Origin of the sequence: Sphingosinicella sp. BN140058 (assembly GCF_004135585.1) — a bacterium.
In the GTDB taxonomy this organism is placed as follows: domain Bacteria; phylum Pseudomonadota; class Alphaproteobacteria; order Sphingomonadales; family Sphingomonadaceae; genus Allosphingosinicella.
Window position 1 is genome coordinate 5,672,281 of sequence record NZ_CP035501.1, and the last position, 25,590, is coordinate 5,697,870.

A 25,590-nucleotide genomic window follows, 5' to 3' on the forward strand; every position below is an offset into this window, starting at 1 on the left:
TTGTAAGCAAGGCCGTCTAGTAGCTGTTCACCATGAAGGGCGATATTTCCTGGTTTCTGATCGGATTGCTGACCGCCGGCTTGATTGCCGCGGCGGTCGGCGACTGGCGCAACCGGATCATCCCCAACGAACTGAACGGCGCGATCGCGTTGCTCGCAATCCCCTTCTGGTGGGCGAACGGGCTGCTCTTCTGGCCCGACGCCGCGATCCAGGTCGGGGTGGCGCTGCTGATCGTCCTGCTGTTCAGCGTACCGCTTCATTTCGGCTGGATGGGCGGAGGCGACGTCAAGCTGCTTGGCGCCCTGGCCTTGTGGCTCCCGTGGGGCGCGACGCTGTACCTGGTGGCGATCATGTCGCTCGCCGGCGGCGCCCTCACTTTGGCGATGGCGATCGTCCATCACCTCTCGAAATCCGTCGGCAGACCCGAGATTCCCTACGGGATTGCCATAGCGTTCGCAGGCCTTTGGCTGATCGGCGAACGCTTCCTTAACCAATTTGTCTGATGATCACGCTTGCTTTTCGAAAGCGGGCAGGAGGCGAGTGCCGTCATGGATGTTAAGAAGATCGTGCTGCTGGTCGGCGCACTCATCGTTGCGGCGGTGACGGCCGTTACGGCCAGGAACATGTTCAACGGTGCCGCAGCGCCCGAAGCCGTCGCTACGCCCGTGGTCCCGGCCGGCCCCGAAGTGCTGGTCGCGACCCGTTCGCTTCCCGTCGGCACGATCATCGACGCCGAAAGCCTGCGCTACCAGGCGTGGCCGGAAGGCCTCGTCCAGCCCGCTTACTACATCAAGGGCAACGCCGCCGCGAGCCCGCAGGATCTGATCGGAACGGTCGTCCGCACCGAAATCACCGCCGGACAGCCGGTCACCACCGGTTCGCTGATCAAGCCCGGCGAGCGCGGCTACCTCGCCGCGGCGCTTGGCCCCGGAATGCGCGCCGTCACCGTCGCAGTCTCGGCGACCAGCAGCGTCGCCGGCTTCATCTTCCCCGGCGACCGCGTCGACATCGTCCTTACCCAGGAAGTCACCGGCGAAGGCCCGCCGCTCAAGGCGTCCGAAACCGTCGTGCGCAACATCCGCGTGCTCGCCACCGACCAGCGGATGAGCGCCGAGGGCGAGGACGGCAAGCCGGTGGTTCAGAATTTCTCGCTCGTCACGCTCGAGGCGACGCCGAAGATCGCCGAGAAGATCGCCGTGATGCAGACGATCGGCACTCTGTCGCTGTCGCTGCGCGCGATGGCGGACAATTCCGCCGAACTGGAGCGCGCCATCGCCTCGGGCGAAGTCACCGTCCCGGAAAATGCCGATCCGAAGACCGAGAAGCGGATGCTGATCGAGATCGCCAACAAGCCGGTCGACAGCGATCCGAGCGTCACCGTCGGTGCCGACGTGTCGCGCTTCCAGCGCAGTTCGGTCCCGGCCCGCAATTCGGGCATCGGCCAGGCCCCGGCAGCGCCGCTCACCGCCGCTGCCGCCGCCCAGCCGGTACGACCCGCCGGTCCGACCGTCCGGATCGCACGCGGCAACAACGTCACCATCGTTCCGCTCGGAGCCAAATAAGATGACCAAGCGCAAGTTCACGCCCCGCGCGGGCTTCGGAACGGCCGTGGCCGCGGCGCTTGCCGCCGCCGCCCTCGCAGGCGCCGCCGCGCCCGCCGCAGCACAGCCGCCTGCGGTCAAACCAGCGAACGACGTCACGATCTCGGTCGGAGCCGGCCGCATGGTCAAATTGGGCGGAACGATGACCGATCTGTTCGTCGCCAACGACGCGATCGCCGACGTCCAGGTCCGTTCCTCCAACCAGATCTACATCTTCGGCAAGTCGCCCGGGGAAACCACCGTGTTTGCCACGGATAAGGGTGGCCGCACGATATGGTCGGCCAACGTGCGGGTCGGCAACAATATCGGCTCGCTCGACGAATTCCTGGATGCGGCCATGCCCGACGCCCAGATCCGTGCGCAACCGGTCAACGGCATGGTTCTGCTTACCGGCACCGTGGCAACCCCGGCCGACGTCGAGGAGGCGACCCGCCTGGTCCAGTCCTATGTCGGCGCCGGCACGCAGGTGATCAGCCGCGTCAAGACGGCAACGCCGCAGCAGGTGATGCTGCGGGTGAAAATCGCCGAAGTCAGCCGCACCATGCTGCGCGACATCGGCTTCAATATCACCAGCAGCGATTTCTCCGGCGGAAGCATCCTCGGATCGTTCGGCCGCGGCCGTGATCTCGGCGTGTTCGACGACAAGGGCTTGCCGACCGGCACGATCACTCGTCCTGCCGGTACGACGACCGCCAGCATCATGGGCAAGGTGCTTGGGCTGGACGTTGCCGGCGCGTTGGACCTGACCGAGAATAACGGCCTGGTAACGACCCTTGCCGAGCCGACGCTGACCGCACTGTCCGGCGAGACCGCCAGCTTCCTTGCCGGCGGCGAGTTTCCGATCGCCATCTCGAACGGGTTGAACGGCACCTCGATCGAGTTCAAGCAATTCGGCGTCAGCCTGGCGTTCACGCCCTTCGTCCTCGAGGGCGGCCGTATCTCGATGCGCGTGCGTCCGGAAGTGTCGGAACTTTCCTCAGCCGGCGCGATCAAGCTGAGCGGTTACGAGATTCCGGCCCTTACCGTTCGCCGGGCGGAGACGACGGTCGAGCTCGGCTCGGGCCAGAGCTTCATGCTCGGCGGTCTGCTCAGCAATGCCGGCAACAACTCGATCGAGAAGACACCCTTCCTCGGCAATCTGCCGGTGATCGGCGCGCTGTTCCGATCGAACAGCTTCAAGCGCAACGAGACGGAATTGGTGATCGTGGTAACGCCGTATCTGGTGAAGCCGGTCAACGCCAATCAGATCGCGCTCCCGACCGACGGCTTCCGCAGCGCGACGACCGGCGAACGCGTCATGCTCGGCAAGGATCAGGGCCGTCAGTCCCAAACCCCAACGCCGCGGCCGCGCTCGGCCGAGCCGCAGATCGTCGCACCCGCGATCGGCGCCGCCACGGCGCGCTCGACGGTTCCTGCAGCTCCCGCCCCCGCCCAGACCGCATCCGCGGCGCCCGGCTTCAGCTTCTGATCGCCCGAAAGGACACTTTCATGGATCGCGTCAAATCCATCGCTCTCCTCGCCGGGTTCGGTGCAGCACTCCTTGCGGCCAGCGGCGCCGGAGCGCTGCCCCCGCCGGGACACGGTAATCGCGGCCTCGAATCGGAAAACCAGCCGATCGTGCAGCGCACCGACTACGTCATGGATCTCGCCGGCGCCTACGACGGGCTCCCGGCTGCCGAACGTCAGAGGCTGAACGGCTGGTTCCGGTCGCTCGACCTCGCCTACGGCGACCGCGTCTCGATCGACGATCCGCGCGGCGCTGACAGCACACGTCGGGACATCGCGCGCGTCGCCGCCGAATATGGCATCCTGCTCAGCGACGGAGCACCGATCACCCCCGGGGAGATCGGACCGGACGGCGTTCGCGTGATCGTCAGCAGGAGCGTCGCTTACGTTCCCGGTTGCCCAAATTGGGCGCCGATGGGGCCGAGCTCGACCTCGCCCAATTTTGGCTGCGCGTTCAACACCAACCTCGCGGCAATGATTGCCGATCCGAACGATCTCGTTCTCGGCGAACAGGGTGCACGCACCGGCGATGCGACGGCAACGACCAAGGCCATCAAGGTCTACCGTGACAGGATTCCGACCTCGGTTGGCGAGATCAAGGCCGTGTCCAGCAAGGAAGACAAGTGATGAATGCTCCTTTCCACGGCAGCCGCGCCGCGGCTTTGCGTGATCCCTTCACTGCCTTCGTCTGCGATGAAGCCACCGCCGAAATCCTGCGGCCGGTCGCAGTCGAGCACGGCTGGGCGCCAGAGAAGGTCAATCGCGGCGGGCTTCGCAACGCCATTCAGACGCTCTCGGTCTCGGCCAGTCCGACGATCCTGTTCGTCGATCTCTCGGAATCCGGCGATCCGCTGAACGACATCAACGCGCTCGCCGAAGTCTGCGAGCCCGGCACGGTCGTCATTGCCGCCGGTCAGGTCAACGATGTCCGCCTTTACCGCGATCTGGTCGCCTCCGGCATCCAGGATTATCTGCTGAAGCCGTTCACGGCGGATCAGGTGCGCGACGCCTTCATCAACGCCCAGATGATCGTCTCGGGACCGCGCGCCAATGAGCCGACTGCTGACAGGCCGCACGTCATGGCTGCGGTGATCGGCGTTCGCGGCGGCGTCGGCGCGTCGACGATCGCAACGTCGATCGCCTGGCTGATGGGCGACAAGGCGGGCCGCTCCACGGCTCTCCTCGATCTCGACGTCCACTTCGGCACCGGTGCACTCGCGCTCGATCTCGAGCCCGGCCGCGGCCTTACCGACGCGATCGAGAATCCGAGCCGCATCGACGGCCTGTTCATCGAGCGGGCGATGGTGCGCGCCAACGAGAAACTGTGTGTTCTCTCGGCCGAAGCGCCCCTCAACCAGCCGCTGCTCAACGACGGTTCCGCTTATTACCAGCTCCAGGAGGAAATCCGGAACGCCTTCGAAGGAACCGTCCTCGACATCCCCCGCGCGATGCTTGTCCAGCATTCGCACCTCGTCCACGACGTTCATTCGGTCGTTGTCGTCGTCGAGTTCACGCTCGCCGCAACGCGCGACGCGATCCGCATCCTCAGCTGGCTGAAGGCAAATGCGCCGCAGGCCAAGGTCGTGGTGGTCGCCAACCGGGTGCCGCCGACACAGCAGGAAATCAGCCGCAAGGATTTCGAGCAATCGATCGAGCGCAAGGTCGACGTGGTGATCCCGTTCGATCCGAAAGCGGCAGCGCAGGCCGCCAAGCTCGGCCAACCCTTTGCCAAGGTCGCAACTGGCGCCAAGATCGCACAGCCGCTCAACGCGCTTCTCACCCTCACCGTCGCCTCCGTCGATGCGGGCGAGGACACGCAGCCGGGTTCGCCGACCAAGGGCAAGTCGAAAGCGGCTTCCGGCGGCTCGCTGCTGGAAAAGCTCAACATCAAGTCGATGCTCGCCAAGACGCCGAAATCCGGCAAGGTCAAGGCGGCCTGAAGACGTGACGCGTAGCGGGCGAGGATAAGAGATGGCGCCGAGCTTCCAATTGCTCATCCTGTTCGCGGGTCTGATCGGCACGCTTGCGCTCGCCGCGCTGGCGTTTGCCGGGCCATCCGGGTCCAAGGCGTCCCAGCGGCGACTGGAAAGCGTGCGCGAGCGCCACAGCCGCTCCACGGAGGTCGCCGCCCAGGCGCAGATGCGTCGGATCCTGCAAAGTCGCAAGAACACCAAGATGGAGGGGTTCGCGCAACAGATCATCCCCAATCCGGCTCTGCTGCGTCAGCGGCTGGAACGGACCGGCCACAATTGGACCCTGCTTCACTATGTGGCCGCATCTGCCGTCTTGTTCCTGGTGCCGGCGGTGCTGCTCACCATGTGGGGGCTTCCCTTCCCGCTGGCCTTTTTCGTCGGGCTGTTCATCGGCGTAGGGCTCCCCCACTTCATCGTCGGCAAGCTGATCAAGCGGCGAATCGCCAAGTTCACCTCTCGTTTTCCCGACGCGATCGATCTGATGGTGCGCGGGCTTCGCTCGGGTCTCCCGATTACCGAGACGATGGGCGTGATCAGCGACGAGGTTCCGGGTCCGATCGCCGACGAATTCCGCGCCGTGTCCGACAAGATGAAGATCGGCCGGACGATGGACGTCGCACTGCAGGAGACTGCGGACCGGCTCGGCACCCCCGAATTCCAGTTCTTCGTGATCACGCTCGCCATTCAGCGGGAGACCGGCGGCAACCTTGCCGAAACGCTCGGCAATCTCTCGGAAGTGTTGCGCAAGCGCGCCGCCATGAAACTCAAGATTAAGGCGATGTCGTCGGAATCCAAGGCCTCGGCCTGGATCGTCGGATCCCTGCCCTTCATCGTGTTCGGCATGATCTGGTTCATCAACGGCGAATATATGCAGAAATTCTTCATCGATGAGCGGCTGATCATCACCGGCGGCGGCGGGCTGATCTGGATGGGACTCGGCGTTTTCATCATGGCCAAAATGGTCGATTTCGAGATCTAGGACGGCATTCGACATGGCAAGTTCAGCAAGCGGCCCGACCCTGATGGGCGTCGATGTGTTGACGGTGGCGACGTTCCTCGCCGCCATCGCCACCTTCGCCGTGTTCGTCGCGATCTATGCCGCGACCACCGTCAAGGATCCGATGGCCAAGCGCGTCAAGGCGCTGAATGCCCGTCGCGAACAGCTGAAAGCCGGCATCACCAGCACGTCCAACAAGCGCCGCCGGTCGATCACCAACAAGAACGAGATGGCGGACAAGGTCCGCAGCCTCCTGGGCTCGCTGAAGATGCTCCAGGACGAGCAGATCAAGATCGCGCAGAAGAAGCTGATGCAGGCCGGCATCCGCTCCAAGGATCTCGCCTTCGTCGTGATCTTCGCCCGCTTCGTGATGCCCCTGGTGTTCGGCACCGTGATCATCGTCGGCGTCTATCTGCTCGATTGGTTCCCCGATTGGGGTCCGGTGAAGCGCTACGGCCTCGTCGCCGGCACCCTCATCTTCTCCTACAAAGCCCCCGACATCTGGCTGAAGAACAAGATCAACAAGCGCTCGACCGCGATCCGCAAGGGCCTCCCGGATGCGCTTGATCTGCTCGTCATCTGCGCCGAAGCCGGCCTCACCGTCGACGCCGCCTTCAACCGGGTCGCGCGCGAGCTCGGCAAAGCCTATCCGGAACTCGGCGACGAGTTCGCGCTGACCTCGATCGAGCTCGGCTTCCTCACCGATCGGCGGTCCGCCTTTGAGAACTTGGCCAACCGCATCGATCTCGAAGCGGTGCGCGGCGTGGTCACCACCATGATCCAGACGGAGAAATACGGCACCCCGCTCGCCAGTGCGCTGCGCGTGCTCTCGGCGGAATTCCGCAACGACCGAATGATGCGCGCCGAAGAGAAAGCCGCCCGGCTTCCGGCAATCATGACGGTGCCGCTGATCCTGTTCATTCTGCCGGTGCTGTTCATCGTGATCCTGGGCCCGGCCGCCTGCTCGATCTCCGACTCCCTGCTCTAACGAGGACGTTGCAAGGAGCGGCACTCGGCAATCGCGCGCGTCCGCTTCTCAGAACGGCACGGGTGCGGAACAACCTGCCTGCTCGCCCATTGAGCCCTCGGTCGCCCTGTTGAGACGAGGAGCCTTCGGTGAACGCCGTCAGCTATAACGAATGGGTTCTCTACATCCTGATCTTCCTGCTCGGGCTCGTCGTCGGCATGGCGCTGATGGCGGGCGGCAAGTGGAAGCGCCGCTATCGCGAGGAAGTGCGCGCGCGTCAGGATCTTGAGGTCGAGAACAAACGGCTGCGCGCCCAGGAAGTGGAGATGGGCACGCTCCGCCAGGCCGCTGCGCGCGACGAAGCACGGCGGCACGTCGACGGCCCGGGACCGCTCTGATCGCGCTTTCCGGTCGATCCGTTGCAGCGAAGGTCTGGCGCTCGCCCCGCGCCTGATGTTAGGCCTGCGCTTCCCGTATCGGCGAGAAACACTTGGAAACGCGCTCCCACATTCTCCTGGTCTCGCTGGTCGTGCTCGGCGTCTTCTCCGCGCTCGTCGCCTTCGTGATGTGGATCACGCCCGACGATCCCCGCAAGGGCCGCCAATATGACATCCTGTTCGATCAGTCCGTCTCGGGCCTGGTGGAAGGATCCTCGGTGACCTTTGCCGGGATCCCCGTGGGCCGGGTTCAGTCGATCGGGCTCGAGCCCGGCAAGCCCGATCTCGTCCGAGTTCGGATCGCGATCACCGACAAGGAATTGCCGATCATCGAAGGCACCCGCGCCGCGCTGAACGGCGATCTCGTCTTCGGCAGCGCCTTGATCAGCCTCGATGCTCCCCGGGGCTCCGGCCAGCCGATCCGGTTGAATACGGAGGGCGTCGGCCTCATCCCCGCGAAAAATGCTGGTCTTGGGGAACTGGTCAGCGATCCGGGGCCGATGGTGGAACGTATCTCCCGCGGCACCGACATGCTGCTGGAACTCACCTCGCCCCAGGGACAGCGTGAGATCTCCGCTCGGCTCGACGCGACCGTGAAGAGCACCAGCGTGCTTGCCCAGCAATCCGCGACGATCGACCGCCAGATCGCCGCCTCTCGCGCAACGCTGAAGGACACGACGAGGATGGCCGCCGATTACGCGAAGCGCGCTGACGCGATCGAGCAGAAGCTCGACCGGCAGGGAAGCGCCACGCTCCGCCAGCTTCGCCAATCCTCGGCAGATGCACGCGCTACCCTGCGGAGCCTCGACCAGCGCCTCGACGCCACTCGGCCCTCCGTACAAAGCCTCTCCACCCGCAGCGCCGACCTCGGCACCAAGGTTCGCGACCTGCGGTCGACGGTCGCCAATGTCCGGACCGGCATCGAACAGGTGGAGGAAGGCGGGCTCGGCAGCCTCGCAGCGCCCCCTGCCTTGCCGGACTACAAGCCCAAGGACTGACGCCGAACGGGCCCGAGCGCCGATCAGCGCGCTGTAGGGATCAAAGTCCGAGCGCTTCCCGAGACCGAACGTGCCGCAGCGCCGATTGTGCCGCCGCCAGCCGCGCGATCGGCACGCGGTATGGCGAGGCCGAGACGTAATCGAGGCCGGTGCGCTCGCAGAAATCGATCGAGGTCGGGTCACCGCCATGTTCGCCGCAGATGCCGAGCTTGAGATCGGCCTTGACCAGCCGGCCGCGCTCGGCGGCAAGCGAGATGAGCTGGCCGACGCCCTCTTCGTCGATGCTGACGAAGGGATCCCGCTCGAAGATGCCCTTCTCGACATAGGTGGTGAGGAACCGGCCGGCGTCGTCCCGGCTGACGCCGAGCGTCGTCTGGGTCAGATCGTTGGTGCCGAAGCTGAAGAAGTGCGCTTCCTCGGCAATCTGGCCGGCGAGCAGGGCGGCACGCGGAAGTTCGATCATCGTGCCGACGCGATAGTCGACGCTGGTGCCGAGTTCGTCGAACACCGCCGTGGCGGTGCGTTCGATCAGCTCTCGGATGATCCGCAATTCCGCGCGGGTGCCGACCAACGGCACCATCACCTCGGGGATAGGCGCCTCGCCGGTCTCCGCCGCAACCGCGGCGGCCGCCTCGAAGATCGCCCGCGCCTGCATCTCGTAGATTTCGGGATAGGTGATGCCAAGCCGGCAGCCGCGATGCCCGAGCATCGGGTTGAACTCGTGCAGTTCGCTCACCCGCCGCTTCAGCAGCTCCGGCGTGATCCCGATCGTCGCGGCGACGTCGTCGGATTCCTCCTCACCATGCGGCAGGAATTCGTGAAGCGGCGGATCGAGCAGACGGATGGTGACTGGAAGGCCTGCCATGATCCGGAAGATCTCCTCGAAATCGCCCCGTTGCTCGGGAAGGAGCTTGGCCAGCGCGGACCGGCGCCCAGCCTCGTCTTCCGCGAGGATCATCTGCCGCACGGCGGTGATCCGGCCGGCATCGAAGAACATGTGCTCGGTCCGGCAAAGGCCGACGCCTTCCGCTCCGAATTCGCGCGCCGTTCGGCAATCGGCAGGGGTTTCGGCATTGGTCCTGACCCGAAGCCGCCGAACCTTGTCCGCCCACACCATCAGCGTCCCGAAATCACCGACCAGCTCGGGCTGGACGGTGGCGACTTCGCCGAGCATCACTTCGCCGGAGGCGCCGTCGATCGTGATCGTCTCGCCCTCGCGCACCTCGACGCCGCCGACGCGCATCAGCCGCCGGGCATAATCGATCGACACCGATCCGGCGCCGCTCACGCAGGGGCGGCCCATGCCGCGTGCGACCACGGCCGCGTGGCTGGTCATGCCGCCGCGCGCGGTGAGGATGCCCTGGGCCGCGTGCATGCCGTGAATATCTTCCGGCGAGGTCTCGACGCGGACCAGGATCACCTTCTCGCCCAAACCGGCCCGCTTCTCGGCGCTGTCCGCATCGAACACGGCCGCCCCCGATGCGGCGCCCGGCGACGCCGGCAGCCCCTTGGCGATGACGTTGCGCTCGGCCGCGGGATCGAGCGTCGGGTGGAGAAGCTGATCGAGCGCGGCGGGATCGATCCGCAACACCGCCTCCTCCTCCGAGATCAGCCCCTCGCCCGCCATCTCGACCGCGATGCGGAGCGCCGCACGGGCGGTGCGCTTGCCCGACCGGGTCTGCAGCATGAACAATTTGCCGCGCTCGACGGTGAACTCGATGTCCTGCATGTCGCGATAATGGCCCTCGAGCAGATCGAAGACCCGGGCTAGCTCCGCATACACTTCGGGCATCGATTCCTCCATCGATGCGGCCTTGGCGCCGGCGCTCTCACGCGCGGTTTTGGTCAGATATTGCGGCGTGCGGATGCCGGCAACGACGTCTTCTCCCTGCGCGTTGATCAGATATTCGCCATAATAAGCGCGCTCGCCGGTCGACGGATTGCGCGTGAAGGCGACGCCCGTGGCCGAGGTCTCGCCCATATTGCCGAACACCATCGCCTGGACGTTGACCGCGGTGCCCCAATCGCCCGGGATCGCATTGAGCCGCCGGTAGACCTTCGCGCGTTCCGACTGCCAGGATCCGAACACCGCACCGACGGCGCCCCACAATTGCTCATGGACGTCCTGCGGGAACGGGCGGCCGAGCTCCTCTTCGACCAGTTCCTTGTAGCGGATGGTCAGCCGGCGCCAGTCTTCGGCGGCGAGATCGGTGTCGAGGTGGACCCCGCGATCTTCCTTGGCGATCTCCAGTGCTTCCTCGAAGCGGCCATGATCGAGGCCGAGCACGACGTCCGAATACATCTGGATGAAGCGCCGATAGCTGTCCCAGGCGAAGCGCGCATCGCCCGCGATCGCGGCGAGACCCTCGACCGTCTCGTCGTTGAGGCCGAGGTTGAGCACGGTGTCCATCATGCCGGGCATCGACACCCGCGCGCCTGAACGGACCGAGACCAGCAGCGGATCCGAAACGTCGCCGAACCTCTTGCCGGTGATCCCTTCGATATGGGCGAGGCCGTTCGAAACTTCCTCGCGAAGGCTGTCCGGGAAGCGCTCGCCCTCGGCATAATAACGCGTGCACATTACCGTCGAGATGGTGAAGCCCGGCGGCACCGGCAGGCCGATCGAGGCCATCTCCGCAAGGTTCGCGCCCTTGCCGCCGAGCAGGTTCTTGTCGCCCTTGCCGCCGTCCGAAACGCCGCCTCCGAACCGGTACACGTACTGCGTCATTGCCAGCCTTCCTTGTCTGCCCGCGCATCCATGGGGACGGTGCGGGATCGTCTGCTGTTCTTGAACGGCGGGCGGCGCGTCAGCCCTCGATCTTCGAGAAATCGGCGACCTGGTGCACCGCGTCGCGCATCCGCGCGAGAAGATCGAGCCGCGCTTCGCGTTTCACCGGATCGGGATCGTTGACGGTGACCTTGTCGAAGAAGGCGTCGACCGGCGCCCGCAGCGATGCCAGCGCGGCCATCGCGCCTTCGAAATCCTCCGCCTCGATTGCAGCCTGCGCCTGCGGCGCGGCCGCATCGATCGCGTCGATCAGAACGGCTTCCTCGGGCTCCGGCGCATAGGCGATCGGGTGCCGCTGGTTGAACGCGGCGACCGCCTCGGCGAGCTGCGGATCGTCGACCAGGACCAGAGGATCCTCCTCGCCGGTCTGCGGGATCGACTCGTTCTCCGGTCCGGCCATCGCCCGCGACGCTGCGCCCCACCCCTCCTTCTTGAGGATGTTGGCGGCACGCTTGTAGCCGGCCAGGAGGTCGGCGCCCTCGCCCGTCTCGACGAACGATTGCAGCGCTTTCACCCGCGCGAGCAGCCGGACGAGATCGTCCTCGCCGCCGAGCGCGAATACCGCATCGATGAGGTCGTGGCGCACGCCGGCTTCGCGCTGCTGCACCTTCAGCCGATCGGCGAAGAACGCGATCAGCTCGTCCACGTCGGCTTTCGTCTCCGCAAGGCCAAGCGCCTCGCGCAAGTTCAGCCGGGTGCCGTTGCTGAGGATCGTCTGGATGATCGACAAGGCCGCCCTCCGCAACGCGAACGGATCCTTGGACCCGGTCGGCCGGATACCGCGCGCGAAGAAGGCGCTCAGCGTGTCGATGCGGTCGGCCAGCGCCACGCAAGCCGGAATGCAGCCTTCGACCGCAGGCACATATTGCTGCGTGAGCGCGGACACGGTGCCCGGCTTCTCGCCCGCCTTCTCCGCATAATAGCCGCCCATCACGCCCTGGAGTTCCGGGAATTCGCCGACCATCGCGGTGGCGAGATCGGCCTTGGCGAGCAGGCCGGCGCGCCGTGCCGTCTCGGGGTCGCGCTCGGGGAACCATCTCCGGCAGATCTCCGCTGCAAGCGCCCCGATCCGGTCCGCTTTTGCGCGCAGGCTGCCCATGCCTTCGTAGAACAGCATGTCTTCGAGCTTGGGAAGGAAGCTTTCCAGCGGCTGCTTGAGATCCTGCTCCCAGAAGAATTTGGCGTCGGACAGACGGGCGGCGAGCACCTTCTGATTGCCTTCGACGATCGATGCGCCGCCGTCGGAAGCCTCGATATTGGCCGTGCAGACGAAGTTCGGCGCAAGCCGGCCGGCGGCATCGATGCAGGCGAAATATTTCTGGTTGGTGCGCATGGTGAGCTGGATCACCTCGCGCGGGACTTCGAGAAAAGCAGGGTCGAAGCGGCCGAGCAGCGGCATCGGCCATTCGGTCAGGCCGGCATTTTCGGCAAGCAGGCCTTCATCCTCGACCAGGCTCAGCCCTTCGGCGGCGGCGGCAGCGCGCGCGCCGTCTTCGATGATGCGCCGGCGCTCCGCCGCATCGACGATGACGTGGCAGGCGCGCAGTTTCTCGACATAATCGTTGGCGCTGCCGATCGTGATGATGCCGGGATGGTGGAAGCGATGGCCGACCGTCGCTGCGCCCGACGCCACGCCGGCAATATCGAACTCGACGATGTCTTCGCCGAACAAGGCGACGATGCCCTGCAAGGGGCGTACCCAGCGCAGGCTCTCGGTCGAGGCCGAAGCGGCACCCCAGCGCATCGATTTCGGCCAGGGAAAGGCGCGCACGATCGCCGGCACCGCTTCGGCGAGCAATGCGGCGGTGGCCCGCCCCGGCCTGTCGATCACCGCGAACAGCACACCGTCGCGGTCGACCAGTTGCTCGCGGGAGAGGCCCGTCTTGCGCAGGAAGCCTTCGAGCGCCTGCGGCGGCGCGCTGGTCCGCGGACCCTTCACCTCTTCCTGGACGGCCGCGGTCTCGGCCGGAAGGTTGCGGGCGATCAGCGCCAGCCGCCGGGGCGTCGCATAGCTCTCGATCGCTTCGGCCTTGAGGCCGGCGGCGGCGAGCTGCTCCGCGAACAGGCGAGCAAGGTCGGCGGAGGCCTTGGCCTGCATCCGCGCCGGAATTTCCTCGGACAGGAGCTCGAGCAGGAAATCGGCCATCACGCCGCCCATCCGTTCTTTTCCATCCAGGCCTGGCATGCACCCTTCGCGAGATCGCGAACGCGGCCGATATAGGCCTGGCGCTCGGCGACCGAGATTACCCCGCGAGCCTGGAGCGTGTTGAAGATGTGGCTCGCCTTGATCGCTTCATCATAGGCGGGCAGCGGCAGCTTCGCCTCGATGCAGCGGGCGCTTTCCTCGGCCGCATCCTTGAACCAGCGGAACAGCGTCTCGGTGTTGGCGACCTCGAAATTATAGGCGCTGAACTGGCGCTCATTCTCGAGGAAGACGTCGCCGTAGCGGACCCCTTCATCGTTGAAGGCGAGATCGTAGACGTTGTCGACGCCCTGAATATACATCGCCAGTCGCTCGAGACCGTAGGTGAGCTCCCCTGCGACAGGCTTGCAATCATAGCCGCCGACCTGCTGGAAGTAGGTGAATTGCGTCACCTCCATGCCATCGCACCAGACCTCCCAGCCGAGCCCCCAGGCGCCCAGCGTAGGGCTTTCCCAATCGTCCTCGACGAAGCGGATGTCGTGTCGGAGGGTGTCGATCCCGATCGCGCTCAGCGACCCCAGGTACAAGGCCTGGAGATCGGGCGGGCTCGGCTTCAGGATCACCTGATATTGGTAATAATGCTGCAGCCGGTTCGGATTCTCGCCGTAGCGGCCGTCGGTCGGACGCCGGCACGGCTGGACGTAGGCGGCCTTCCAGGGATTGGGGCCCAGCGCGCGCAGCGCCGTTGCCGGGTGGAAGGTTCCCGCCCCCATCTGGAGATCATAAGGCTGGAGGATGAGGCATCCCTGCCGGCTCCAATAATCATGGAGGGTGAGGATGAGCGTCTGGAAGCTGGGCGGCTTGTCCACGTCGATCTGCTTCGCACCTGCAACAAAGAATGTTGATCTGCCTTGGCGCAAGCCCCGCGACCGGTCAAGGGAAGCGCTGGCGATTGACCGATCCGCAGCGAGGCTGCAGAGATCGCGCCGGCGGGAGCCTATTGGATGAGAGCGAGGGCATGTCATTGAGGTCATGGCGAAACTTCGCGGTTGTCGGCATCGCCGCGGCGCTCGCCACCTCCGCCGCGGCAGCGCAGAGCAAGCCTTCGGGCGAGCCGGAGGTCGCACCGGCGGCGGAAAGGGCGCTGCCTGCCCCGGTCGTCCAGAATTATCAGCCCCGCCCTGCGATGTGGCTGCTCGAGGATGCCGATACCAAGATCTACCTGCTCGGGACGATCCACGTCCTGCCGCCGGGATTCCGCTGGCGCTCGCCTGCCATCGAGCGGGTGATCGCAGACGCCGACGAGCTCGTCCTCGAGACCTACCAGCAGGGCGAGGACGACATCCCGCCGGGAGCGGCGCAATTGTTCGCTCTCGACACGCCGCGGCCCATCCTCGGCCGGGTTCCGGCAGACAAGCGCACGGCCCTGGCGGAGGTGATCGCCGACGGCCCTCTGCCGATCGAGGCCTATGCCGGTCTGCGTACCTGGGCGGCGGCGCTGATGATCGGCATGGGCGGTCTCCTCGAGGAATATGGCGTCGACGACGTTGACGATGCTCCCGGGGTCGAAGAGAAACTCGAAGCCGACTTCGAGGCTGCCGGCAAGCCGATCGGGCAGATCGAGGATCCGCTGGCCGTACTCCAGAGCCTCAATGCGTTGCCGGAAGCGGCGCAGCAGGAATTGCTGCTCTCGTCGATCGAAGACGAAGCCGCAGGCGCCGACGGCGAAGAGACGGAGGACGACGATGCCTGGGCGCAGGGCAAGGCCGAAAGGCTGGCGGACAGTCTCGAGGGTCTGCCGCCGGCCTTGTTCGACGTCATGGTCCGGCGCCGCAATGCCGCCTGGACCGACTGGCTCGCCCGGCGCCTCGACAAGCCGGGAACGGTCCTGCTCGCGGTCGGCGCCGGCCACCTGGCCGGCACAGAATCTGTGCAGACGATGTTGGAAGCGCGCGGTCTGCGCGTGAAACGGTTCGATTGAGGAGCGACTATGTCTAGATTAGCGGGCTTGCGGGCCGGAATTACGGCGGCCTTCCTGCTTGCCGGATGCGCCTCGCAGAGCGTGGCCGAGCCGCGGACGAAAACCGATCGTCCTGCCATGTGGCGGGTCGCGGACTCGGACACCACCATCTATCTGTTCGGCACCTTCCACATGCTGCCCAAGGATCATGCCTGGCGCACGCCCGCCTTCGACAAGGCCCTGGCTTCGTCGAACGAACTGGTGCTCGAAATCGCCAACGTCGGCGATCAGGCCGCCGCCGGCGCCGCGATGATGAAGCTCGGCATCAGTCCCGGCCTGCCGCCGCTGATCGAGCGGGTGCCCGAAGCCAAGCGCGCCGCGCTCCAGGCGTTCATCGATGAAAGCGGGATCCCCGTCGCCGCACTCGACCGGCTCGAGACGTGGGCGGCTGCGCTCGCGCTCACCGGAGTGACCTTCAAGCGGCTCGGCATCTCCGGCGACCAGGGCGTCGAAAGCACGCTGAGCACCGACGTCAAGGCGAGCGGCAAGCCGATACGCGGGCTCGAAACCGTTGAGCAGCAGCTCGGCTATTTCGACGCTTTGTCCGAGGAGTCGCAGCGCCTGTTCCTCGAAGGCGTGCTCGATTCGCCCGAGGATGTCCGCCGCGAATTCCAGAAGATGCTCGATGCCTGGTCGCGCGGCGACGAAGCCGGCGTCGCCGCCTCGTTCGACGAGGAAGCGAGCCTGTCTCCGGAGCTTCGCGAGGCACTGCTCGGTGCGCGCAACCGCCGTTGGGCGGAATGGCTCGATGCCCGCATGGACCAGCCCGGGACCGTGTTCGTCGCGGTCGGAGCCGGCCATCTCGCCGGCAACGATTCCGTGCAGAAGATGCTGAAATCGCGCGGCATCAAGGCGGTTCGCATTCAGTAAGGCATCGGACCCCGGAGCGCCCGGGAGGCCACTAGGGTGATTGCATTTGACCTTCTCATCCTCCCTGTCCGCGAAGCGGATGGGGAGGGGGACCAGCGGAAAGCTGGTGGAGTGGCCATCAGCGCCTGAAGCCCCTCCACCGCACTTCGTGCGGTCCCCCTCCCCATCGCCCATGGCGACAGGGAGGATTGAGGGTCCTCGCCAGGCGAAGACCCCATCAATCCAAATGCGATAACCCTGGGGAGGCCGCACCCTCTCCTTGCCTTTGGGCCGCTCCTCCGCTAAGGGCGCCGCTCCCCCGTTCATGGTCATCCCTGGAGGCGTGAGCGCGGGCGTTTGAACATCCATTTGGAGACATGCACATGAGCGAACAGCTTACGCTGTCGGCCGAGACGCGCGAACGGGCAGGCAAGGGAGCCTCCCGCGCAGTTCGTCGCGAAGGCCGCGTCCCGGCCGTGATCTACGGCCAGAACAAGGAACCCGTCCAGATCCACGTCGAGGAAAAGGCCCTCGTGAAGGCGCTGTCGAACGGCCACTTCATGAACACGGTCGTGATGATCGACGTCGGTGGCGAGGCCACCCGCACCCTTCCCAAGGACGTCCAGTTCCATCCGGTCACCGACCGGCCGCTGCATGTCGATTTCTTCCGCATCGGTGAGCACAGCACCGTCACCGTCGAGGTTCCGATCCGCTTCACCGGGGAAGAGGAAAGCCGCGGCCTGAAGCGTGGCGGCGTGCTCAATGCCGTCCGCCATGAGATCGAGCTGATCTGCGACGCCGCCGAGATCCCCGACGAGGTCGTCGTCGATCTCGCCGGTTACGACATCGGCGATTCGATCCACATCAGCCAGGTGACCCTGCCCAAGGGCAGCAAGCCGGCGATTACCGATCGCGATTTCACCGTCGCCACCATCTCCGGCTCCGCTGCCGGCGAATCCGCGGCGGCGTCGGGTGATACCGGCGAAGACGCCTAAGGGTTTGTCCCTCTTCAGACGGCTCGGCGCGCTCCTCGCCCCCAAAGCGGTGGAGGTGCCGGGCCAACCCCTCGACGCCCCCGAGGCGGAAACATGGGATTTCGAGCCCGTGCAGATCTGGGTCGGCCTCGGCAATCCGGGCGCGCAATATGCGATGAACCGGCACAATGTCGGCTTCATGGCGGTCGACGCGATCGCCGAAACCTACAATTTCGAACCGCCCAAAAAAGCCTTCCAGGGTTGGGCGCAGCAGGGACGGGTCGGCACCAGCCGGATCCTACTGCTCAAGCCCTCGACCTTCATGAACGACAGCGGCCGCGCCGTTCGCGCGGCGATGGACTTCTTCAAGCGCGATGTCGGCGACGTCACCGTCTTTCATGACGAGCTCGATCTCGCCCCGTTCAAGGTCAAGGTGAAGATCGGCGGCGGCACCGCCGGCCATAACGGGCTGCGCTCGACCGAAGCGCATGTCGGCAATGCCTTTCGCCGGGTCCGCATCGGCATCGGCCATCCCGGCCACAAGGACCGGGTCACCGGCCATGTGCTCGGCAATTACGCCAAGTCCGAAACCGACGCGCTCGCCGACATGCTCGGCGCGATCGCCGCCGAATCCGAATGGCTGGCCAAAGGCGACGACGCCCGCTTCATGAACGAAGTCGCCCTCCGCCTCCAGGATCGCTGACCTCAAGCCGGCGCAGGCGACGCGTTTGACGGCAACGCGTTGACAGCTGTCGTGCCGACACAAGACACCGGTTGCGCACCGAGTGGGATCAACGTGGCGCGAAACGGGTGGCTTGTCGCCGCGGGCATTCTCAGCACGGGCGCCGCCTTGCTTCATCTGGCGGCGATCGTCGGCGGCGCAGACTGGTACCGCTTCTTCGGCGCCGGCGAGGCAATAGCCCGGGCCGCCGAGCGGGGGTCGATCATGCCGGCCGTGCTGACTTTCGCGATGGCTTCCATTCTCGGCATCTGGGCGCTCTACGCCTTTTCCGCCGCCGGCCTGTTTCGCCGGCTTCCGCTGATCCGGACCGCGCTCCTGCTGATCAGCGCGATCTACCTCCTACGCGGCCTCGCTCTGGTGCCGCTGCTGATCTTGAGGCCGAACATGGTCGGCACGTTCGCCATGGTGAGTTCGCTCGTCGTGCTCGTTTACGGCGTCGTCCAAGCTATTGGCACTTGGCGTGGGTGGCAGAGCCTAAGCACCGCCGCCGCCCTGTTACCTTGCGTGCGTGAGCGAACGCGTCGGGTCGCGGGACCTTGCTGCCCTCCTTGAAGCGCGCGATCCGCACCGTCGCAGGCCGTTTGCCATCGGCTGAGCCGGGTCTCTTTCGCAGCCGTATCGCGCGCTCCTCCCCTCGCCTGTTCAATCCGCGGCGGCAAGGTTCAGGGTTCGCATCATCAGCGTCGCCAGCCTCTCGGTCTGCACTGGCGCGGTAGGATTGTTCCAGCTCGCGCTCGCCGCGATCCACGCGCCGTCCGTGCGGCGGGCGAGATAGGTCATGTTGAGGACGCCCGCCTCCGAGCCGCCCTTGTAACCCAGATAGGCGAAACGCTGCGCCGTCGTGCTGTCGGTGCCCGGCGCGATGGCGAGGATGCGGAGGGCATCGTCGCCGCCGTGACGCCGAAGCCAGTCCATCGTGCGGACGAGATCGCGCGCCGACGCGAACCATTCGGCCTCGTCGATCGCCGCCGGCACGCCGCCTCCGCTGGCAGGATCGAGGGAGCTCGGCGGCACCGCGGAAAGCCGCGGCAGCAGCGCGCGGCGCGAGCCCTGATCCCCGCTTCGATACGCGGCGAGCAGTGCTCGGTCGGCACCGAACTTCAGCGCGAACGCCTCGTGGGTCGACAGGAACGGCCGGTTGCGCTCGGCCGCGGCCACCCCCAGCACCGGCAGCAACGCCTCGATCCGTTCCCGTCCGAGCCGATGGATCAACGTGTCGGCGGCGCTGTTGTCGCTGACCGAGATCATCAATGCCGCAAGGCTGTGCAGCGTCAGCGGGGCGGCTCGTGGCCAATCCTGCAAGAGTCCCGACGGCAGCGACTGCCGATCGAGCGTAACCACGTCGCTCCACCGCCGCGTACCCGATTGCACCTGCCGCGACGTTTCGGCGAGCACGAACAGCTTGAAGGCCGAGCCGATCGCCAGCGGCCGATCGGGCTGATGGGCGAACAGGCGCTCCGGCGCCCCTTCGCCGAGCTTCGCCACTTCGAACGACACGCTTCCGGGCAGCGCCTCCATGTCGGCAAGGACCGCCGCCATGCTGTCGGCACGAGGCTTCACCGGATCGAACAGCAGGCCGGCGATGCGGTGGGGCGGCTCGGCCTCGACGACGAGGCGCGCCCGCAGTGTCCCGCGCTCGAGATCGAGCTCGACGACGGCGTTGCCGCCCGTCCCTTCCAACGCCGCGACGCCCCGCGCGCGACCTCCCGCGCCTGCGATCCGGGCCGCGAGCGCGCGCATCTGCGCGGCCGGAATTTCGCGCAGCAAGGTCTCGGTGAACAGGCTTTCGGGCGCCGCTTCGCCATTGATCAGCCGGACGAGATCCTCGGCACGGGCGCGAACCGGATCGGAGGGCGCCGCCGCTGCCGGTTCACCAGAGCAGAGCATGGCCATAAGCAACGCCCAGACGACCCACGACACGCTCCATCGCATGCTACCCCTCCACGTTCGAGCGACCTTAGGCTTGCACCCCGGTATCCTGGCAAGCCGCCATTGCTGGCATCCGGCGCGAAGTCCGGCTAGGGCGGCCGGAAAAGATGACTTCAAGAGGTTAGTGATGGGTTTTCGTTGCGGGATCGTCGGCCTGCCCAATGTCGGCAAGTCGACTCTGTTCAATGCGCTCACCGAAACGGCCGCGGCGCAGGCGGCGAATTATCCCTTCTGCACGATCGAGCCGAACGTCGGCCGGGTTGCGGTGCCCGATCCTCGCCTGCAGGAGATCGCCCGCGTCGCCAAATCGGCGAGCATCATCGAGACCCAGCTCGAATTCGTCGACATTGCCGGCCTGGTCCGCGGCGCCTCCAAAGGCGAAGGTCTCGGCAACCAGTTCCTCGGCAATATTCGCGAGGTCGACGCGATCGTGCACGTGCTGCGCTGCTTCGAAGGTGGCGACGTCACCCATGTCGAGGGCCGGGTGGATCCGATCGCCGATGCCGACACGGTCGAAACCGAATTGATGCTGTCGGATCTCGATAGCCTCGAGAAGCGGGTGCCCAACCTCGTCAAGAAAGCACAGCAGGGCGACAAGGACGCCAAGATCCAGGCGTCCGTGCTCGGGCAGGCACTGGAACTGCTCCGCCAGTCCAAGCCCGCGCGCCTGACCGAGCCCAAGGACGCCGAGGAGAAGCTGGCACTCGAGCGTGCGCAATTGCTCACCGCCAAACCGGTCCTCTACGTCTGCAACGTCGACGAGGGCGATGCGGTGGCCGGAAATGCCCACAGCGCCCGCGTGTTCGACAAGGCCAAGGCCGAGGGCGCCGCCGCGGTGATCGTGTCTGCGGCCATTGAAGCCGAGATCGTCACCATGGCGCCCGAGGATCGCGGCGAGTTCCTGTCGGATCTGGGCCTCGAGGAAACCGGCCTGTCGCGGGTGATCCGCGCCGGCTACGATCTCCTCCACCTGATCACCTTTTTCACCGCCGGGCCCAAGGAAGCCCGCGCATGGACCGTCGAGAAAGGGTCGAAGGCGCCGCAGGCGGCCGGAGTCATCCACACGGATTTCGAGCGCGGCTTCATCCGGGCCGAGACGATCGCATATTCAGATTTCGTCCAGTTCGGCGGCGAAGCGGGCGCGCGCGAAGCCGGCAAGCTCCGGTCCGAAGGCAAGGAATATGTGGTCCAGGACGGCGACGTGATGCTGTTCCGCTTCAACGTCTGAAACTTGGGGGGGGGGGTGCTGCCATGATCTATCTCGACGATCTCGAAGTCGGTGCCGAGACCTATTTCGGCAGCTGCGAGGTCACGCGCGACGAAGTCCTCGAATTCGCGCGCAAATATGATCCGCAGCCCTTCCACCTTTCCGACGAAGCCGCCGCCAGGACCCATTTCGGCCGCCTCGCCGCAAGCGGCTGGCACACCTGCGCGATGGTGATGGGGGTGATCGCGCGCAAGGTGGTCGAAACCGAGCAGGCCGGCCTCGGCTCCCCGGGCATCGACGAGCTGCGCTGGCTGAAGCCGGTCTATCCCGGAGACACGCTCCACGTCTCCGCCACGATCGTCGAGGTCCGGCCGTCGCGCAGCAAGCCGGAGATCGGCTCCTTTCGTTCGGCGACCGTCGTCACCAATCAGGACGGGGTCACCGTCCTCACCTTCACGTCGATCGTGCTGATGCGGCGACGCCCCGCCTGACCGGCGGCCGCGCCTCGGCGGGCGGCAGCATGGAGCCCGGAGTCCGGACGCGAGCCAGCTCCGACCTCGGGGTGTGAGCAGGCCCTCGATCAGCACTAGGAGAAGGATCGACGGATCAGGCCGAGTCAGCCTGATCCGATCTCGCTACGGCCGCGGCCCGCGCCCTCCGCTGCGACCACCGCTCCGTCCGCTTTGCTGACGGAATTGCTGCCGCGCCTGGCTTCTTTCCTGCCGGAACTGCTGCCGGGCCTGCGATCGCTCCTGCCGGAATTGCTGACGCGCCTCGCCGCCATTGCCCTGCTGGCGATATTGTTGGCGACGCTCGGCCTGTTGCTGCCGGAACTGCTCGCGCCGCTCGATCCGTTGCTGGCGATATTGCTCCCGATTGGCCGCGCCCGCCTGACCGGCAACGCCGCCGCGAGACCAGGAGCCCCGCTGCCCGTCGCCCCGCACGCCGTCGCCCCGACGGTCACGCCAGCTCTGATCGGCACCCTCGGTGCCGTTCCGGCCGCCTCGCCCAGCCCATCCGCTGCGATCGCCACGTCTGTCGCCGCGGAAGCCGTCCCAGCGCTCGCCGCGACGGTCGTTCCAGTCGCGCCCGGCATAGCCGTTGCGCCGTCCTTCCCAATGGCGCCGGTGATCGTCGTTCCAGCGATGCCGCCGGCCGCCGCGATCGTAGATGTAATAGCCGGTGCCGGGATAATAATAATCGTTGTACCAGCCGTACCACGGGTCGCCATAATAGCCGCCATAGCCCCCATAGCCGTAGCAATCGCCATAATAGGGATCGCAACCGCCATAGCCGCTGCCGTAGCCGAGCGAGACGCCGCCATAGCCGTAATCGTCATAGCCCGCGCAGGCCGACAGGCTCGCGGCGCCGGCGAGAGCGACAATGGGTATCCGGATTCGCGACCAGAACATGGGGACTCTCCCGAACGGCAGGGGTGATTGCCGCGAGCGTCCACCTTGGGGCTTGAACGGCGGCTGAACCGTTAACCTGCTGGAAACGCGGAGAGTTCGGTGAGGTTCCTGGACCGGAACGATCGCGGGCCGCCGCCTGCCCGGACAAACCAAAAGGCTGAACCGCGGGTTGCGCTCAATCGCCCTCGAACGACACCAGGCCGTGCACGTCCAGCCCTTCGGCACGCAGTCGCCCGGCGCCGCCGAGATCTGGCAGATCGACCAGGAAGGCAGCCGCGCAAACCTGCGCCCCGGCCCGGCGCAGCAGGCGCACGGTGGCGAGCGCGGTACCCCCGGTGGCGATCAGATCGTCCGCGATCAGGATATCGGCGCCCGGAGCGCACGCATCGACATGGATGGCCAGGCGATCGGTGCCATATTCCAGCGCGTATTCCTCGGCGATCGTCGCCCCGGGCAACTTGCCGTGCTTGCGGACCAGCAGCAGCCCGCACCCGAGCCTTTGCGCCAGCGCCGCGCCGACCACGAAGCCCCGCGCTTCGATGCCGGCGACGAGATCGGGCTTGTTCGAAAGCCCGCTCGCGAGCCGGTCGATTGCCGCCGCGAAGCCGTGGGCGTCGAGCAGCAAGGTGGTGATGTCGCGAAACTGGATTCCTGGCTTCGGGAAATCCGGTATCGTCCTGATCAGCGCTCTCAGATCGTCATTGGCCTCGGACATGGAGTGATCCGTCATCGGTGCGAAAACGACGAAGGCCCCCCTCCCGGTTTCGGGAGGGGGGCCTCGTTCGGTCGGCTCAGAGGTTGACGCCCGCCTCGCGATTGGCGGCGTCGCGCTTGGCCATGTTCTCCGGATCGAGCGGCCCGGTGTGGCGCACCTTCCGCTTCGCCGAGTGCCAAACGTTCTGGTAAGCGAGGTACGACAGCACGGTAGCGAACAGCAGGAACAGCACCACCGCAATGCCGGCACGGTGACGGTTCTCGAGCCGCGGCTCCGCCGTCCAGGCGAGGAAGGCCGAGATGTCCGTCGCCATCTGATCGACCGTCGGCTTGGTGCCGTCGGCGAAGGTCACCTGACCGTCGGCGGTCAGCGGCGGCGGCATCGCGATGTTCAGGTTGGCGAAATAGGGGTTGAAATGAAGCCCCTCACCCGGCCGGTTCTCGGCCGGAAGCGCCTCGCCCTTCGCATTGCGGTAGGTCGCCGGATCGCGGTAGCCGGTCAGCAGCGAATGGACGTAGGCCGGGCCGTCATGCCGCGCCTTGGTGATCAGCGACAGATCCGGCGGCAGCGCATTGTTGTTGGCCGCTCGCGCCGCGACCTCGTTGAGGTAAGGGCTCGGGAAGCGGTCGGCCGGCGTCGCCTTTCGGGTGGTCGCCTCGCCGGTCTTCGGATCGACGTCGGGAACCTCGATCTGCCAGCCAGTGGCGATCGCCTTCACCTCGGCCTCGTTGTAGCCGATCTCTTCGAGATTGCGGAACGAGACGAAGGACAGGCTGTGGCAGGAGGAACAGACTTCCTTGAAGACCTGGAAGCCGCGCTGAAGCTGCTGCCGATCATATTTGCCGAATGGGCCGTTGAACGAGAAGTCGACGTGTCGGGGCGCGAGATGGAACTCGTGCTCCACGCTGACTTCGCGCGGCTGGGTGGCGAAGGCCAAGACGCCGTTGCCGAGAGACCAGCCGGCGACGACGACGAAGCCGAGGCCGACCAGGAAGGCAATGAGACGAACCATGATGCGTCTTTCCCCTTATTCCGCGGCCGCGGGACGAAGCCCGCCAAGATCGGCCGGTGCCGCTTCCTTGTCCTCGCCGTGAAGCACCGATTCCGAGATGGAATTGGGCAGCGGCAGGGTCCGTTCCACCGCCGACAGAATCGGCAGGATGATCAGGAAGTGGGCAAAATAGTACATGGTCGCGACCTGGCTGATCATCACGTACGGCTCTTCCGCCGGCGAGCCGCCGACATAGCCGAGCACTACCAGATCGAGCATCAGGATCCAGAAGAACTGCTTAAAGCGCGGCCGGTAATTGCCCGAACGGACCGGCGAACGGTCGATCCAGGGGAGGAAGAACAGCATCAGGATCGCCGAGAACATGGCGATCACGCCCCACAGTTTCGCCGGGAGAATGAAGTCCACGGTGAATGCGCGCAGGATCGCGTAGAACGGCCAGAAATACCATTCGGGGACGATATGCGCCGGGGTCGAGAGCGGATTGGCCGGGATGTAATTGTCGGCATGGCCGAGATAGTTCGGCGCGAAAAAGGTGACGAGCGCGAAGAGCAGCAGGAACACGCCGACGCCGAAGCCGTCCTTCGCCGTGTAGAAGGGATGGAACGGGATCGTGTCCTGCGCCGACTTCACTTCGACGCCGGTCGGGTTGCTCGATCCGGGAATGTGCAACGCCCAGATGTGGAGGACGATGACGCCGGCGATCACGAACGGCAGCAGATAGTGAAGTGAGAAGAAGCGGTTCAGCGTCGGCTGGTCGGGCGCGAAGCCGCCGAGCAGCCATTGCTGCACCGGCTCGCCGACGAACGGAATGGCGCCGAACAGGCCGGTGATCACCTTCGCGCCCCAGAAGCTCATCTGGCCCCAGGGAAGCACGTAGCCCATGAACGCCGTTGCCATCATCAGCAGCAGGATGACGAGGCCGAGCATCCACACCAGTTCGCGCGGCGCCTTGTAGGATCCGTAGTAAAGGCCGCGGAAGATGTGAATGTAGGTGACCATGAAGAAGAAGCTGGCGCCGTTGGCGTGCGCGTAGCGCAGCAGCCAGCCTTGGTTGACGTCGCGCATGATGTGCTCGACGGACTGGAAGGCAGCGCCGCCATAGGGAACATAGTGCATCGCCAGGATGATGCCGGTGACGATCTGGACCGTCAGGGCAAGTCCGGCGAGAACGCCGAAATTCCAGAAATAGTTGAGGTTGCGCGGCACCGGATAGCCGCCGCCGATGGCGCCGTAGACCAGGCGCGGGAGCGGCAGCCGCTCGTCGAACCAGCGGGTCAGGCCATTCTTGGGTTGATAGGGCTCAGCCCAGGGAAAGCTCAT

24 protein-coding genes are annotated in these 25,590 nt (G+C 66.0%); 16 read left to right on the forward strand and 8 right to left on the reverse strand.

The genetic code is table 11. The features are described from left to right. Positions 1 to 32: 32 nt before the first annotated feature. From ETR14_RS25795 to ETR14_RS25835, 9 genes are all read left to right on the forward strand, one after another. Positions 33 to 503, forward strand: a complete 471-nt coding sequence (locus tag ETR14_RS25795; RefSeq protein ID WP_129390918.1) for a prepilin peptidase — start codon at positions 33 to 35, stop codon at positions 501 to 503. A gap of 45 nt (positions 504 to 548) precedes the next feature. Then, a complete protein-coding gene (gene cpaB / locus ETR14_RS25800; RefSeq protein ID WP_129390921.1) occupies positions 549 to 1,562 on the forward strand; it encodes a Flp pilus assembly protein CpaB in 1,014 nt (337 codons plus the stop codon). 1 nt (position 1,563) lies between these two features. Then, positions 1,564 to 3,069: a type II and III secretion system protein family protein gene (locus tag ETR14_RS25805; RefSeq protein ID WP_129390924.1), complete on the forward strand. Its 1,506-nt coding sequence runs from the start codon at positions 1,564 to 1,566 to the stop codon at positions 3,067 to 3,069. Between the two features lie 20 nt (positions 3,070 to 3,089). Beyond that, positions 3,090 to 3,734, forward strand: coding sequence for a CpaD family pilus assembly lipoprotein (locus ETR14_RS25810; protein WP_129390927.1), 645 nt, complete (start codon positions 3,090 to 3,092; stop codon positions 3,732 to 3,734). After that, entirely contained in the window at positions 3,734 to 5,047 is a 1,314-nt protein-coding gene (locus ETR14_RS25815; protein WP_129390930.1) for a pilus assembly protein CpaE, read from the forward strand. The genes ETR14_RS25810 and ETR14_RS25815 overlap by 1 nt, the downstream gene beginning before the upstream one ends. Positions 5,048 to 5,078: 31 nt before the next feature. Next, complete coding sequence (locus ETR14_RS25820) at positions 5,079 to 6,059, forward strand: type II secretion system F family protein (RefSeq protein WP_129390933.1); 981 nt, start codon at positions 5,079 to 5,081, stop codon at positions 6,057 to 6,059. A gap of 13 nt (positions 6,060 to 6,072) precedes the next feature. Then, positions 6,073 to 7,065 (forward strand): type II secretion system F family protein, encoded by a 993-nt coding sequence (locus ETR14_RS25825; RefSeq protein WP_206185922.1) that lies wholly within the window; start codon positions 6,073 to 6,075, stop codon positions 7,063 to 7,065. 128 nt (positions 7,066 to 7,193) lie between these two features. Further along, positions 7,194 to 7,442 (forward strand): hypothetical protein, encoded by a 249-nt coding sequence (locus ETR14_RS25830; protein WP_129390936.1) that lies wholly within the window; start codon positions 7,194 to 7,196, stop codon positions 7,440 to 7,442. 92 nt (positions 7,443 to 7,534) lie between these two features. Next, complete coding sequence (locus ETR14_RS25835; RefSeq protein ID WP_129390939.1) at positions 7,535 to 8,479, forward strand: MlaD family protein; 945 nt, start codon at positions 7,535 to 7,537, stop codon at positions 8,477 to 8,479. A gap of 40 nt (positions 8,480 to 8,519) precedes the next feature. Here ETR14_RS25835 and ppdK read toward each other — a convergent pair whose 3' ends face one another. The 3 genes from ppdK to ETR14_RS25850 form a co-directional block, all read right to left on the reverse strand. Next, the gene (ppdK, locus tag ETR14_RS25840) at positions 8,520 to 11,207 is read right to left on the reverse strand and encodes a pyruvate, phosphate dikinase (RefSeq protein WP_129390941.1); all 2,688 of its coding nucleotides are present in this window, start codon (positions 11,205 to 11,207) and stop codon (positions 8,520 to 8,522) included. Between the two features lie 79 nt (positions 11,208 to 11,286). Next, positions 11,287 to 13,413, reverse strand: coding sequence for a glycine--tRNA ligase subunit beta (gene glyS / locus ETR14_RS25845; RefSeq protein WP_129392444.1), 2,127 nt, complete (start codon positions 13,411 to 13,413; stop codon positions 11,287 to 11,289). Then, positions 13,413 to 14,279 carry a glycine--tRNA ligase subunit alpha gene (locus ETR14_RS25850; RefSeq protein WP_129390945.1) on the reverse strand — a complete coding sequence of 289 codons (867 nt, stop codon included), beginning with the start codon at positions 14,277 to 14,279 and terminating at the stop codon, positions 13,413 to 13,415. Before ETR14_RS25850 ends, glyS begins: the two co-directional genes overlap by 1 nt. A gap of 149 nt (positions 14,280 to 14,428) precedes the next feature. Here ETR14_RS25850 and ETR14_RS25855 point away from each other — a divergent pair, with 149 nt between their 5' ends. The 5 genes from ETR14_RS25855 to ETR14_RS25875 all read left to right on the forward strand — a co-directional run bounded on the left by ETR14_RS25855 (position 14,429) and on the right by ETR14_RS25875 (position 18,547). Continuing rightward, positions 14,429 to 15,391, forward strand: a complete 963-nt coding sequence (locus tag ETR14_RS25855; RefSeq protein WP_165356618.1) for a TraB/GumN family protein — start codon at positions 14,429 to 14,431, stop codon at positions 15,389 to 15,391. 9 nt (positions 15,392 to 15,400) lie between these two features. Next, the gene (locus ETR14_RS25860; protein ID WP_129390951.1) at positions 15,401 to 16,300 is read left to right on the forward strand and encodes a TraB/GumN family protein; all 900 of its coding nucleotides are present in this window, start codon (positions 15,401 to 15,403) and stop codon (positions 16,298 to 16,300) included. A 362-nt stretch (positions 16,301 to 16,662) separates the two neighbouring features. Further along, a complete protein-coding gene (locus ETR14_RS25865; protein ID WP_129390954.1) occupies positions 16,663 to 17,274 on the forward strand; it encodes a 50S ribosomal protein L25/general stress protein Ctc in 612 nt (203 codons plus the stop codon). 109 nt (positions 17,275 to 17,383) lie between these two features. Then, entirely contained in the window at positions 17,384 to 17,956 is a 573-nt protein-coding gene (gene pth, locus ETR14_RS25870) for an aminoacyl-tRNA hydrolase (RefSeq protein ID WP_129392447.1), read from the forward strand. Positions 17,957 to 18,049: 93 nt separating this feature from the next. Then, on the forward strand, positions 18,050 to 18,547 hold the full coding sequence (locus ETR14_RS25875; RefSeq protein WP_206185923.1) for a hypothetical protein: 498 nt from the start codon (positions 18,050 to 18,052) through the stop codon (positions 18,545 to 18,547). A gap of 90 nt (positions 18,548 to 18,637) precedes the next feature. Here ETR14_RS25875 and ETR14_RS25880 read toward each other — a convergent pair whose 3' ends face one another. Beyond that, the gene (locus ETR14_RS25880) at positions 18,638 to 19,927 is read right to left on the reverse strand and encodes a serine hydrolase (protein ID WP_129390957.1); all 1,290 of its coding nucleotides are present in this window, start codon (positions 19,925 to 19,927) and stop codon (positions 18,638 to 18,640) included. Between the two features lie 124 nt (positions 19,928 to 20,051). Here ETR14_RS25880 and ychF point away from each other — a divergent pair, with 124 nt between their 5' ends. Together ychF and ETR14_RS25890 are read left to right on the forward strand one after the other, a co-directional pair. Continuing rightward, positions 20,052 to 21,152, forward strand: a complete 1,101-nt coding sequence (gene ychF / locus ETR14_RS25885) for a redox-regulated ATPase YchF (RefSeq protein WP_129390960.1) — start codon at positions 20,052 to 20,054, stop codon at positions 21,150 to 21,152. 23 nt (positions 21,153 to 21,175) lie between these two features. Beyond that, positions 21,176 to 21,622 carry a MaoC family dehydratase gene (locus ETR14_RS25890; protein ID WP_129390962.1) on the forward strand — a complete coding sequence of 149 codons (447 nt, stop codon included), beginning with the start codon at positions 21,176 to 21,178 and terminating at the stop codon, positions 21,620 to 21,622. A 144-nt stretch (positions 21,623 to 21,766) separates the two neighbouring features. On the opposite strand, the gene ETR14_RS28975 is transcribed toward ETR14_RS25890, so the two are convergent. The 4 genes from ETR14_RS28975 to ETR14_RS25910 form a co-directional block, all read right to left on the reverse strand. Continuing rightward, a complete protein-coding gene (locus tag ETR14_RS28975) occupies positions 21,767 to 22,543 on the reverse strand; it encodes a peptidase (RefSeq protein WP_206185924.1) in 777 nt (258 codons plus the stop codon). Between the two features lie 175 nt (positions 22,544 to 22,718). Beyond that, positions 22,719 to 23,258: an adenine phosphoribosyltransferase gene (locus ETR14_RS25900; RefSeq protein ID WP_129390965.1), complete on the reverse strand. Its 540-nt coding sequence runs from the start codon at positions 23,256 to 23,258 to the stop codon at positions 22,719 to 22,721. A gap of 76 nt (positions 23,259 to 23,334) precedes the next feature. After that, complete coding sequence (locus tag ETR14_RS25905; protein WP_129390968.1) at positions 23,335 to 24,270, reverse strand: cytochrome c1; 936 nt, start codon at positions 24,268 to 24,270, stop codon at positions 23,335 to 23,337. Positions 24,271 to 24,285: 15 nt separating this feature from the next. Beyond that, on the reverse strand, positions 24,286 to 25,590 hold the full coding sequence (locus ETR14_RS25910; protein ID WP_129390971.1) for a cytochrome b/b6: 1,305 nt from the start codon (positions 25,588 to 25,590) through the stop codon (positions 24,286 to 24,288).

What these genes read in the sequence shown, in the direction of transcription:
- ETR14_RS25795 (WP_129390918.1), top strand. Translation starts at nt 33, where the DNA reads ATGAAGGGCGATATTTCCTGGTTTCTGATCGGATTGCTGACCGCCGGC.
- cpaB (WP_129390921.1), top strand. Translation starts at nt 549, where the DNA reads ATGGATGTTAAGAAGATCGTGCTGCTGGTCGGCGCACTCATCGTTGCG.
- ETR14_RS25805 (WP_129390924.1), top strand. Translation starts at nt 1,564, where the DNA reads ATGACCAAGCGCAAGTTCACGCCCCGCGCGGGCTTCGGAACGGCCGTG.
- ETR14_RS25810 (WP_129390927.1), top strand. Translation starts at nt 3,090, where the DNA reads ATGGATCGCGTCAAATCCATCGCTCTCCTCGCCGGGTTCGGTGCAGCA.
- ETR14_RS25815 (WP_129390930.1), top strand. Translation starts at nt 3,734, where the DNA reads ATGAATGCTCCTTTCCACGGCAGCCGCGCCGCGGCTTTGCGTGATCCC.
- ETR14_RS25820 (WP_129390933.1), top strand. Translation starts at nt 5,079, where the DNA reads ATGGCGCCGAGCTTCCAATTGCTCATCCTGTTCGCGGGTCTGATCGGC.
- ETR14_RS25825 (WP_206185922.1), top strand. Translation starts at nt 6,073, where the DNA reads ATGGCAAGTTCAGCAAGCGGCCCGACCCTGATGGGCGTCGATGTGTTG.
- ppdK (WP_129390941.1), bottom strand. Translation starts at nt 11,207, where the DNA reads ATGACGCAGTACGTGTACCGGTTCGGAGGCGGCGTTTCGGACGGCGGC.
- glyS (WP_129392444.1), bottom strand. Translation starts at nt 13,413, where the DNA reads ATGGCCGATTTCCTGCTCGAGCTCCTGTCCGAGGAAATTCCGGCGCGG.
- ETR14_RS25855 (WP_165356618.1), top strand. Translation starts at nt 14,429, where the DNA reads ATGTCATTGAGGTCATGGCGAAACTTCGCGGTTGTCGGCATCGCCGCG.
- ETR14_RS25860 (WP_129390951.1), top strand. Translation starts at nt 15,401, where the DNA reads ATGTCTAGATTAGCGGGCTTGCGGGCCGGAATTACGGCGGCCTTCCTG.
- ETR14_RS25865 (WP_129390954.1), top strand. Translation starts at nt 16,663, where the DNA reads ATGAGCGAACAGCTTACGCTGTCGGCCGAGACGCGCGAACGGGCAGGC.
- ETR14_RS25880 (WP_129390957.1), bottom strand. Translation starts at nt 19,927, where the DNA reads ATGCGATGGAGCGTGTCGTGGGTCGTCTGGGCGTTGCTTATGGCCATG.
- ychF (WP_129390960.1), top strand. Translation starts at nt 20,052, where the DNA reads ATGGGTTTTCGTTGCGGGATCGTCGGCCTGCCCAATGTCGGCAAGTCG.
- ETR14_RS25890 (WP_129390962.1), top strand. Translation starts at nt 21,176, where the DNA reads ATGATCTATCTCGACGATCTCGAAGTCGGTGCCGAGACCTATTTCGGC.
- ETR14_RS28975 (WP_206185924.1), bottom strand. Translation starts at nt 22,543, where the DNA reads ATGTTCTGGTCGCGAATCCGGATACCCATTGTCGCTCTCGCCGGCGCC.
- ETR14_RS25900 (WP_129390965.1), bottom strand. Translation starts at nt 23,258, where the DNA reads ATGTCCGAGGCCAATGACGATCTGAGAGCGCTGATCAGGACGATACCG.
- ETR14_RS25905 (WP_129390968.1), bottom strand. Translation starts at nt 24,270, where the DNA reads ATGGTTCGTCTCATTGCCTTCCTGGTCGGCCTCGGCTTCGTCGTCGTC.
- ETR14_RS25910 (WP_129390971.1), bottom strand. Translation starts at nt 25,590, where the DNA reads ATGAGCTTTCCCTGGGCTGAGCCCTATCAACCCAAGAATGGCCTGACC.